General features: G+C 50.6%; 7 protein-coding genes. 6 read left to right on the forward strand and 1 reads right to left on the reverse strand.

Translation table 11 applies throughout. From position 1 onward, the window contains the following. Positions 1–32 precede the first annotated feature (32 nt). Positions 33–3,242: an EAL domain-containing protein gene (locus OEV59_07095; GenBank protein MDH4227504.1), complete on the forward strand. Its 3,210-nt coding sequence runs from the start codon at positions 33–35 to the stop codon at positions 3,240–3,242. Between the two features lie 23 nt (positions 3,243–3,265). After that, positions 3,266–4,174: a DUF3108 domain-containing protein gene (locus tag OEV59_07100; protein ID MDH4227505.1), complete on the forward strand. Its 909-nt coding sequence runs from the start codon at positions 3,266–3,268 to the stop codon at positions 4,172–4,174. Between the two features lie 588 nt (positions 4,175–4,762). On the opposite strand, the gene OEV59_07105 is transcribed toward OEV59_07100, so the two are convergent. Continuing rightward, complete coding sequence (locus tag OEV59_07105) at positions 4,763–5,953, reverse strand: class I SAM-dependent rRNA methyltransferase (protein ID MDH4227506.1); 1,191 nt, start codon at positions 5,951–5,953, stop codon at positions 4,763–4,765. Positions 5,954–6,065: 112 nt separating this feature from the next. Here OEV59_07105 and OEV59_07110 point away from each other — a divergent pair, with 112 nt between their 5' ends. The 4 genes from OEV59_07110 (at position 6,066) to OEV59_07125 (ending at position 11,724) form a co-directional block, all read left to right on the forward strand. Further along, positions 6,066–7,409: an FG-GAP repeat protein gene (locus tag OEV59_07110; GenBank protein ID MDH4227507.1), complete on the forward strand. Its 1,344-nt coding sequence runs from the start codon at positions 6,066–6,068 to the stop codon at positions 7,407–7,409. A 260-nt stretch (positions 7,410–7,669) separates the two neighbouring features. Continuing rightward, a complete protein-coding gene (lpxC, locus tag OEV59_07115) occupies positions 7,670–8,587 on the forward strand; it encodes a UDP-3-O-acyl-N-acetylglucosamine deacetylase (protein MDH4227508.1) in 918 nt (305 codons plus the stop codon). A 212-nt stretch (positions 8,588–8,799) separates the two neighbouring features. Further along, entirely contained in the window at positions 8,800–10,506 is a 1,707-nt protein-coding gene (gene pilB / locus OEV59_07120) for a type IV-A pilus assembly ATPase PilB (GenBank protein MDH4227509.1), read from the forward strand. Positions 10,507–10,623: 117 nt separating this feature from the next. Further along, positions 10,624–11,724, forward strand: coding sequence for a type IV pilus twitching motility protein PilT (locus OEV59_07125; GenBank protein MDH4227510.1), 1,101 nt, complete (start codon positions 10,624–10,626; stop codon positions 11,722–11,724). The last annotated feature ends 60 nt before the right edge of the window (positions 11,725–11,784 follow it).

An 11,784-nucleotide genomic window follows, 5' to 3' on the forward strand; every position in this document is an offset into this window, starting at 1 on the left:
TTTTATTGGCCTGGTATTTTTGACGCTGATTAGTGACAGCGATTATTATCGAGGATTGGGATATGTGGAAATACGGAGACTCTCTGGCAAGAAAGGCCCTTATAGCGGTTTTCATACTGCTGCTGCCGATGGCCGTCGCCTTTCTCTATACTTATACAAGCACAAAACAAAAGCTTCTTAATACCACACTCGAAGAGCTCCTTGTAACTGCCGAGGGTTACGAGGCCCTGGTGTATTCTTTTATAGAGATGAGCAAGCGAAGGGCCGAGGACTTCGCAAGCGACGGCCTCATACGGCGTGAGTTAAAGCGCGGCGGCTCAGGGGCCGCACTTTCCGCGCACCTTGTTAAAAACAAAATAGTGCTCGATAAGACGCTCCTCTATATAAACGTGCTTGATTTGAAGGGCAGGGTCGTTGCCTCGACCGACAAGCGAAATGTCGGGAAAAATTATTTTGACGAAGACGTATTTAAGAAAGGTGTCGTTCGGACGGTATTTCTCGAAGACCATCACGGGGGCGAGGGGCAAGACATTGCCAATATAGAAGTTGCGACCCCTGTGCGAGATGTCGACACCGGCGCTGTAATAGGCGTGCTCGTAAACGATATAAAGTTCGATGAGCTCGATTCCCTTGTAAGCGGAGCTTTTCTTGCCCGGCACGGCGCCATAAGCTACGGCAAAGGGTCAAGGGAAACCCTTGAGATATATCTTGTTGACGACCATAAGCATTTTCTAACGAGCTCGCGGTTTCTGCCAGACGTCATATTAAAGGCTAAGGTCGATACTTTGCCTGTCAATGCCTGCGTTAACGAGTCGAAGGAGATGAAGGGGTACTACGACGATTACAGGGGTATGCGTGTCGGCGGCGTTTCCATGTGCCTGCCCGAGCTTAGCTGGACGCTCCTTACCGAAATCGACGAGCGCGAGGTACTTAGGCCGATTAACGAGATACTTAGAAGCGTTTTGATAGCCGCCTTTATTGCCGTTCTCCTGATGTTCCTTCTTTATTATTTATTCCTTAAGTATGTTATACGCCCGCTCGACAGTCTTGTTGTCGCTTCCGAGAAACTTGCAAAAGGCGATTACGATATCGCGCTTCCCGTGACCACGTCCGACGAAATCGGACGCCTTGTCGATGCCTTTAATTCCATGACAGTCGACATACGTGAGCGCACCGCGGAGATAAAGAAAAGCGAGGCAAGCCTGCTTAACGCGCAGCGCGTTGCGCACATGGGCAACTGGGACTGGAATATCGTTACAGGCGACCTTCACTGGTCCCCTGAGATATACCGTATATTTGGCATAGATCCCTACGAGTTCAAGGAGACCTACGACGCGTTTCTCGAGAGAGTGCACCCGGACGACAGGCAATATGTCATAGATTCCGTAAATGCCGCGCTTGCCAACGAAAAGCCGTACTCTATAGACCACAGACTTATAACCGTTACCGGTGAAGAGCGGATTGTTCATGAGGAAGCCGAGGTAACGTTTAATAATGGCAAGCCCGTCAAGATGACCGGCACTGTGCAGGACGTTACAGAAGCCAGAAGAAGCGAGTACGAGCTTAAAAAGCTCACTATGGTCATAGAGCAGAGCATCAACCTTGTGTTCATAACAGATTCGATTGGCAAAATTGAGTATGTGAACCCCACCTTCGAAAACATTTCCGGGTATTCGAGGGAGGAGTGTATCGGAAAGTATCCGACTATCGTTGCCTCCGGCGACACATCGGCCGAGGATTATAAGAAACTCTGGAATACCATATCTTCGGGTAAGACCTGGCGCGGCGTCTTTAAGAATAAGAAGAAGAACGGCGAGTACTTCTGGGTATCGAGCATCATCTCTCCGATAAGGGACGACAAGGGCGCTATAACGCATTACCTCGCCATACAGGAAGACGTGACCGACAGGATGCAGGCCGAGGAAAAGATGCGCTACCTTAGCTATCATGACGAGCTTACAGGCCTCTATAACAGGCAGCATTTCATACATATAGTGGATTCCTGGCTCGCGCTTGGCGACGGCGCCGAAGGCCCCGAAGGCGTCGGGGTTCTCATGATATTCGACCTTGACCAGTTCAAGTTCATCAATAACACCTACGGCCACGGCATGGGCGATTCCGTGCTCGTAAGGATAGCAAGGCTTGTTGAGAATAAGCTTACCTCGCAGGAGTTCCCGTTCGTTAAGGACGTATCGAGCGGCGTAATACTCTCGAGGCTCAGCGCCGACGAGTTCGCCGTCTTTTTGCCAGGGCTTGGCGAGGCGCAGGCCGTTGCTGCCGCCGAATATCTTAGAGGCTGCATAGAGCACTATAACCCTGTCGAGATATCCGGCAAACTCACTGCAAGCATCGGGTGCGCGCTTTATCCGAGCCACGGCGATTCCGCAAGAAAGCTCCTCTCCAAGGCCGATGCCGCGTGTTATAGAGCAAAGGAGCTTGGCAGGAACAGAGCGCGTCTGTATAAGGAAGAGGACGGAGTTCTCGAGCAGATGCGTGACAGGCTTACCCGTAAAGACATGATAATCGAGGCCGTTGACAATAACCGCTTCGAGCCCTGGTTCCAGCCCATAATGAATATCGAGACCGGCGAGGTATCGCACTACGAAGCGCTTGCGAGGCTTCGCGATGCTTCCGGCGGCATAGTCATGCCTGGCGAGTTCATAGACACGGCCGAGCGCTTTGGCCTTATAGCGCAGGTCAACAACATGGTCTTTGAGAAGTCCCTTGACACCATGCTTAAACTTAACAAGGCCGGGCGCAAGGTCACGTTCTCGGTAAATCTCTCTGGCCGCATGATAGGCGAGGAGGAGACGCTTATTTATTTGAAAGAAACGATAAAGAAGTCAGGAGTAGATCCTTCGTGCATAGTGTTTGAAATAACCGAGACGGCCATGGTGCAGGATATTAAGCTCGCCAAAGGCTTTATAGACGACCTTAGGAGCGTGGGTTGCCATTTTTCGCTCGATGATTTCGGCGTCGGCTTCACGTCATTTGCCTATCTCAGGGAGTTGAACGTGAGTTACATAAAGATAGACGGCTCGTTCGTAAGAAAACTCGACACCTCTCCCAAAGACCAGCTTCTTGTAAAATCCATTGCCGAAATCGCCAGAGGCATGAACGTAAAGACCATAGCCGAGTTCGTGGAGAACGAGGCTTCTCTTAACCTTTTGAAGGAGTTCAGTGTTGACTACGCCCAGGGCTATCATGTCGGGCGTCCGGCTCCGTTCAAGGACCTTGATTAGAGGCATTTCCGGGAAGGATGCGCATGATTTTTTTTTCAGGTAAATACAGGTTTGCCGCCACTGCGTTTCTTGCAGCAGCTCTTTTGGTGGTCGGTGTTCCTTCCTCTACGCGCGGCTCGGGCGCGACGGCTGCCGCTGCGCCTGCGGCAGCGCCAAAGCCTGCTGTGTCTTCCATAGGCGATGCCTACGACGGCGAGCTCTACGGCTACCGCGTAAGCTTCTGGTATTTCAAGAAGGCAGCCGAGGCCTCTGTAGGCATATCTTCCGTTGGAAATGGCCGTTACAAGGCCGTTCTTTCGGCGCATACAACTGGTGTGCTTTCCTGGGTTCCGGGGCTTAGGCACAGAGAGGACACTTTTACAGCGCTTTTAGAGGAAACCGACGGAGGCAGGCGTTTCAGGACGCTTGAGTACGAAGAGGTTACCAAACTCGGCTCAAAGCTCACGAAAAAGACCTTTGTATTCGATTATGCTAAGCGAAGCGTCCAGGTAGACCAGTGGAAGAACGGCGAGCACAGAAGGTCGTTTGTGCTGACGTTTAAGGAAGGCGAATCCTTCGACGATCCGCTTTGCGCTTTCTATAATTTCCGCTACGGCGTCTACGGCCCCATAAAGGCCGGCTCCGAGTACAGGATAAAGACCATTCCAAGGAAGAAGGACGGCGAGGACATAGAGCTTTTGCTAAGCCTTATTTCGTCCAAGGATTACGATGCGCGTTATTTAAAGGCTAACGGAGAAGGGTACTACGCCTACGTGAAGCTCGATAAGGAGTTTCTCGATTCTTCTTCCGGCAATATAGAGATACTCTTTGATCCTGCCATGGCCCCCAAGGCCACCGTGGCCAAGGACATAATGCTCTTTGGCGACGTAAAGGGCGCGCTTACCGGCGCTACCAGGCCCAAGAAGGCCGTTTCGGGAAAACCTTCCGAGTAAAGTTATTTTTTTTCTACATTGTTGCGGCGCCATGTTGCGCCGCTGCCGGCTGGGTGCCGCCGGCAGCGGCATTTTTTTATGGAGTGGAGCCGGATACTCCGGCTTTGTAGTCCACGGGGCGCTTTCGAAGAATGTGCTTTACACACACATAAATAAATGATATAATATAAGCAATCGAAAATTGAATATGACGGCTGTTTTCAGTCGGTAGCTAAAAAATAAGTTTGCTTGCGAAATAAAACATTTTAACGTCGAAAAATCCTTAAATACAGTGATTTTAGCGGTTTCTATTGAATGCACAGCCGCGTATTGGTTTTATGCTCAAGCAGGGTAACGTTTTGCAGGACATTTGTTTATCTTCATGATGATTTTTGTAATGTGCATGATACGCACTACAATCGGCATCTGTGGAGGTTTTTCTTGGACACCAAGCAAGGCATAGACTCTTACGCTCCTTGCCCCGTACTTCGGGTTTGGGCAGGTAGTCTTTACCGAGCTGCATAAAGACGTTATGCAGACGGTTATCGTGTTCTACTTTGGCGGCAGGACGATTGAAAAGGTCGGCGGAAGTGTATGGGGGAGGTAATATTACCTCCCCATCTTCCTCGCAATAACGAACTTCAAGTAATGCGTCTCGGGCATGGATAATAGCACCGGGTGGTCCTTTGATTGTGTCCGCATCTCGAGTATGTCGAGCAGCGAGTCCGCGTCAGAGGCAGCGTCGTTTAATACGTCCAGGAACGCGCCAAGCGTTACGTTATGCGAGCACGAGGCAGTGATTAGAAAGCCGCCGTCCTCCAGAAGTTTCAAGCCGTACAGGTTTATGTCCTTGTAGCCGCGTAATGCGCCTTCGCGCCTATCTTTGGTCTTTAAAAACGACGGCGGGTCGAGTATTACTGCGCCGTATTTTTCTCCTGCAGCCGCTTTTTCGCGTAGCAGGTCGAAGGAGTCGGCGCGAAGGCAGTTAATAGCGCTGTCCATCTTGTTTAGCGCGACGTTTCTTTTTAGCCCCTCGAATGCCTTTTTCGAATCCTCCACTGCGTCAACTGACGTAGCGTTGTAGTTAACGGCGTATATTGCGAACGAACCTGTGTTGGTGAATGCGTCGAGCACGCGCTTATTCTTAACATACGGCTCGATGACGCGCCTGTTTTCAGCCTGGTCAAGGTAGAACCCTGTTTTTTGCCCTTCTAGCGGGTCGACCTCGAAGGACACGCCATCGGTCTCCAATATAAGAGGAGAGGGCAGTGTGCCGTAAACGACTTCCTTTACGGTCTTTAGCCCTTCTTTTTCGCGCACAGATGAATCGCTTTTTTCTATTATCGCAGCAGGCGAGAATATGTCCTTTAGTATTTTGACGATTGCGCTTCTACGCACGTCCATGCCAAGCGAAAGTAGCTGTATTACGACGACGTCTTTGTATTTGTCGACAATGAGCCCCGGGAGCAGGTCTCCTTCGCTAAATACCACTCTGTACGTGCCTTTTAGAACATCGTAGCCGAGGTCTGCTCTGCGTTTTATTGAAGCCTCGATTCTTGTTTTCAGGAATTTTTCTCCCGTGTCTTCGGGTCTGAATGTCAGGACTCGTCCGGCTATCTTGGATTTCCTATTTACGTAGCCCCTGGCTATGAACTTTCCCCGCGAGTCCACGAAGTCAGCGTCTGCTCCGTCGGTAAGGGCGCCGCCCGTGATTCCTGCGATTTCGTTATCATAGACCCAGAGATGCCCTGCCTTAAGCCTTTTTGCGCACCTGTCGGTTATTTTTATTTTCGCGTTCATTGTTTGTAGGATTCTATCATACGTTGTCATTATATTGCGAAAATATTTTGCTTCGCCGGAAGGCTTGGGAGTAGTATAATTGCCGTGGTAAGTGCGGTGGTATGCCGAGATAATGAAAATGCGTGGAATGCGGCATGTTGCAAAGGAGGGGGTTGTGAAGAACGCGAAAAAGTCCTTTGGTCTTGAGTGTATTGTTTTGGCGCTGCTGTGCATGGTGTTGCCGTCCTGCGCGGATAAGCCTGTGTCGATGGTTTATCCCGGCAAGCTTGTTGCCTCGGATGGCTCGGCAAACGATTGGTTCGGTCTGTCGGTTTCTGCGTCGGCCGACGGCTCTACTATTGTTGTCGGCGCGCTTTTCGACGACGTTGACGTGAATACCGATCAGGGCTCGGCTTATGTGTATAGATGGAATGGAAGCTCGTGGTCGGAAACAAGACTTGTTGCCTCGGATGGCCGTGGAGGCGATCAGTTTGGTAATTCGGTTTCTGTATCTTCCGATGGTTCTACGGTTGTTGTTGGTGCGCATGAAGATGACATTAATGGCCGTGACTCCGGCGCCGTGTATGTATATAAATGGAACGAAAGTTCATGGAATGAGACCAAGCTTATGGCATCGGACGGCGCTGCGGTGGATTATTTTGGCTGGTCGGTTGCGGTATCTTCTGATGGTGCTATGGTGGTTGTCGGTGCGTATAAGGGTGATGTTGGCGTTAATGTGAATCAGGGCTCGGCGTATGTGTATAAATGGAATGGAAGTTCGTGGAATGAGACTAAACTTGTTGCGTCTGATGGCGATGAAGGCGACTGGTTTGGTGTATCGGTCTATGCGTCAGCCGACGGCTCTACTATTGTTGTCGGTGCGCCATCGGACGACGTTGACGCGAATACCGAGCAGGGCTCGGCGTATGTGTATAAATGGAATGGAAGTTCGTGGAATGAGACCAAACTTACGGCATCGGACGGCGCAGCGTATGACTCGTTTGGTGGTTCGGTCTCGGTATTGTCCGACGGCACTATGGTTGTTGTAGGCGCACCAATGAGCGACGATAATGGCAATTCGGGGTTAGCGTATGTATATAGGTGGACAGGAAACTCTTGGCAGGAAACAAAGATTGCTTCACCTGGTGGGGAGGAATACGACAGATTCGGTATGTCGGTCTCTATATCGCAAGACGGCTCTATAGTTGTTATTGGTGCGCCTTATTTTGTCAAGGGAGAGAATAAAAATCAAGGCTCGGCGTATGTGTATAAATGGAACGGAGAGTCATGGTCAGAGGTCAAGCTTACACCACTTGATGGCGCTATGAGAAGTAGTTTAGGTATATCGGTTTCTGCATCATCCGACGGCTCTATTATTGTTGTCGGCGCGTTTTTAGATGATGTTGGCACGAATACCGATCAGGGCTCTGCTTATGTGTATAAATGGAACGGCTCGGCGTATGTGGTAGGGTTTTAAGCCGCGTTGCGTTGCAAGGGAAGTCTGCCTGGAAAATCCCGTGTAGGTGAAAAACTTTTTCATCTCCGGCTGCGACCTGATAAGGCCGCAGCTGTTTGTTTTTTAGGGCAAGGGAATGGCAGAACACCATGTTGCAAAAAAGAGAATGGGAGTCCTTTGTGTGGTTTTTATGATACAGTGCAATATGAGAATTATTTTATAACTGCTTGATTTTTAAAAGAATTGCTATGTGGCACGAAGTTTGCTATAATATAGATACTATGTATCAGCATACCATTGCAAACAGTATAGAATTCACAGGCGTAGGGGTTCATACAGGCGCTTTGTCGCACGTGAGAGTGCTACCGTCCGATACCGAAGGCATAGTCTTTAAGCGCGTAGACCTGCCGGAAAGCCCGTTTATAAAGGCCGACTATACGAACATTTTGAAGACCGATTACGCAACCACAATAGGTATCGGCAACGCTACTATTTCGACTATCGAGCACATGCTCGCGGCGTTCTACGCAACCGGCGTCGATAATGCCATTGTCGAGGTGAACGCGCCAGAGGTTCCGGTGCTAGATGGCAGCTCGGCCGACATAGTGAAGGCAATCGAGAGAGTAGGGCTAAGAAGGCTCAACGCAAAGCGCCGCTTCATACGCATCAAAAAGGCCATACGCATAGACGACGGTGACCGTTTTGTGTGCATACTGCCGTTTAGAAAGAGAGAGGCGGATGAGCTTCTCACAATCGAGTACACCATGGACTTTAACCACAGAAGCCTGGACCGCCAGACATGTTATTTAAACCTTACTAAAGAGAGTTTCAAGGCCGAGGTTATGGAAGCGAGAACCTTCGGTTTTCTTAAGGACGTTGAAATGCTTCGTAAACACGGTCTTGCCCGTGGCGGCACGCTCGACAATGCCGTTGTAATAGACGAGAACCTCATAATGAACGATGGCGGGCTTCGCTACCCGGACGAGTTTGTCCGCCACAAGGTGCTTGACCTCGTAGGCGATATTTCGCTTGCCGGGTATCCGCTTATAGGCAGGGTAAAGGCCTATAAGTCCGGCCACGGACTTAATGCAAAGCTCGCTACAGCAATAGCCGCTACACCGGCAAACTGGGAGTACGTGGAGCTAAGGGACGACAATTCCATAATACACCCGCCGCCTGCTGCCGTAGTAAATGCCTGATTCCCATTTATTAGGCCTTGTCCGCCAAGGCGGACGTTTTTTGTCAGAGATTGGCATTCCTTCGTATATCGTCGGGATTTACAAGGGAAAACAAGGACAATTAGCTTGACACCCGCGGCTGATTTCCTGTAATATTATAATGATTAGCACCATGTGTCTGCGCCTAGCCTTTAACTTACCTTATATCTTATATAAAAAGAGGTGTCCGAAATATGTCCGATAGAATAGGCGAATTGCTGGTAAGAGAGAAAATAATTACCACGGAACAACTTGCAAAGGGCATAGATGAGCAAAAGAAAAGCGGAGGGCGCCTCGGCTATAATCTTACGAAGCTCGGGTACCTTAAGGAAGCGGACCTGACGAATTTCCTTAGTAAGCAGTACGGAATCCCGTCCATAGACCTTGCAACAACCGAGCTTGACCAGGAAATAGTAAGGCTCATACCGCAGGACGTCTGTAAAAAATACCAGATACTTCCCGTAAGCCGCACCGGCGCCACCCTTGTAGTGGCCATGGCGGATCCTTCGAACATATTCGTCATCGAGGACGTAAAGTTTTTGACAGGCTACAATGTCGAGAGCGTTGTTGCCTCCGAGACCGCCATCCTCGACGCCATAGAGTCAGCCTATGCTGCCCCTGCCATGGAAGAAATCGGCATGGACGACGTGCTAAACGAGTTCGACGGCGACATAGACGTTGTCCAGGACGAGGACAACGTGGACGTCAAGGCCCTTGCAAAGGAAGTCGACGACGCCCCCGTTGTTAAGCTCGTTAACTTCATTCTCACCGACGCAATCAAAAAGAGGGCGAGCGACATACACATCGAGCCGTATGAAAAGGCCTTCAGAGTAAGGCTTAGGATAGACGGCGTTCTCTCGGAGATAATGAGACCGCCGATGAAGCTTCGAAACGCCATAGTGTCGAGAATAAAAATCCTTAGCCAGCTTGACATAGCAGAGAGAAGGCTTCCGCAGGACGGAAGAATCAAGCTTAAACTCGGAAAAAATAAGGAGATGGACTACCGCGTCTCTGTTTTGCCGACACTCTTTGGCGAAAAGGTCTGTCTTAGGCTTCTCGATAAGAGCAACCTTCAACTCGACATGACCAAGCTCGGGTTCGAGCAAAAGGCTCTTGACGACTTTAAGCACGCCATACATAAGCCCTGGGGCATCGTGCTCGTTACCGGCCCGACCGGAAGCGGAAAGACGACGACGCTTTACTCGGCTCTTTCCGAGCTTAACCAGGTCACCGAGAACATCTCCACCGCCGAAGACCCGGTCGAGTTCAACCTCATGGGCATAAATCAGTGCCAGATGCACGACGACATAGGGCTTAACTTCGCAGCCGCCCTTAGGAGCTTTCTTAGGCAGGACCCCGATATCATCATGGTCGGCGAGATAAGGGACTACGAAACAGCGGAAATCGCCATCAAGGCCGCTCTCACAGGGCACCTGGTGCTCTCAACACTTCACACAAACGACGCTCCGTCGACTGTCAACAGGCTTCTAAACATGGGTATCGAGCCGTTCCTCGTTTCTTCGGCCTGTAACCTGATACTCGCGCAGAGGCTCGCGCGTAAGATATGCGTTGCGTGCAAAGAGCCTGTCGATGTTCCAAAGAACACGCTTCTCGAGATAGGGTTTACTCCGGACCAGGTCGCAAAGGGCATACAGTGTTACAAGGGCAAGGGATGCGCCGAGTGCGGAGGCTCGGGCAACAAGGGCAGGATCGCGCTCTACGAGGTCATGCCGTTTACCGACAATTTAAAAGAGCTCGTTTTGAACGGAGGCTCTACCGCTGAGATCAAGAGGCAGATGATAAAGGACGGCATTAAGTCTCTAAGGATGAGCGGTCTTGGCAAGGTGGCAGAGGGTGTTGCCAATATGGAAGAGGTAATAAGGGTTACGATGGCCGATTAAGGCTTGCTGTCTGGAAGGTAAATAACACAAAGGAAGGTAAGATAAATGGATCAGGGCATGGGAATACCGCCGGCAGCAGGAGCTCCGGCTCCGCCACCGCAGAAGCTGGACATACAGATGCTTCTCAGGCTGCTTATAGAAAAAGGCGGCTCCGACCTGCATATAACCACCGGTTCTTCGCCAAGGATGAGGGTAAACGGGCATTTGAACCCGATGCTAAACACCCCACCGTTATCCCCGATAGAGACCAAGCAGATTTGCTATTCGATACTTTCGGATAACCAGAAGCACCAGTTCGAAGAGGAAAACGAACTCGACTTTTCGTTTGGCATAAAGGGGCTCTCGAGGTTCAGGGGTAACGTCTTTATGCAGCGCGGCGCTGTTGCCGGAGTTTTCAGGGCCATTCCGTTCACCATAAAGACCGTTAAGGAACTTAATCTGCCTCCTGTTGTCGAGGAGCTTGCCAGAAAGCCCAGGGGGCTCGTGCTTGTTACAGGCCCGACCGGAAGCGGAAAGTCCACGACCCTTGCGGCCATGATAAACATGGTCAACGAGGAGAGGCCAGACCACATCGTCACCATCGAAGATCCTATAGAGTTCATACACCAGTCCAAGAAGTCTCTTATCAATCAGAGAGAGGTCGGCGCCGACACTCACAGCTTTAAGAAGGCCATAAAGTCGGTTCTAAGGCAGGACCCTGACGTCGTGCTTCTTGGAGAGCTCAGGGACATGGAAACGATAGAAACGGCGCTGACAATAGCAGAGACCGGACACCTTTGTTTCGGCACGCTGCACACGAATTCCTGCGCGCAGACCATAAACAGGGTTGTCGACGTTTTTCCGTCGCACCAGCAGCCGCAGATAAGGGCGCAGCTTTCTTTCGTGCTCGAGGGTGTTATGTCGCAAATCCTTATCCCCAAGGCCGACGGCAAGGGCCGCGTGATGGGACTGGAAATCATGGTGCCTAATCCGGCAATAAGGAACCTTATCCGCGAAGACAAGGTACATCAGATATATTCCCAGATGCAGGTCGGGCAGTCTAAGTTCGGCATGCAGACGCTCAATCAGTCGCTGGTGAATCATTTCATGAAGAGATCCATAACGCTCGACGACGCGTTTGGCAGGAGTTCGGACCCCGACGAGTTAAGAACCATGCTGATGAACGCCGGATTGATAAAGGCCGGCATGCCTGGTTCTGCCCCTCCCAAAAGGCCGTAAAAGCACTATACGTATATTTGATTTGAAAGGGCTGATATGCCGACATATCAGCCCTTTCAA

Source organism: Deltaproteobacteria bacterium (genome assembly GCA_029858205.1).
Classification (GTDB): Bacteria; Desulfobacterota; GWC2-55-46; order GWC2-55-46; family DRQE01; genus JAOUFM01.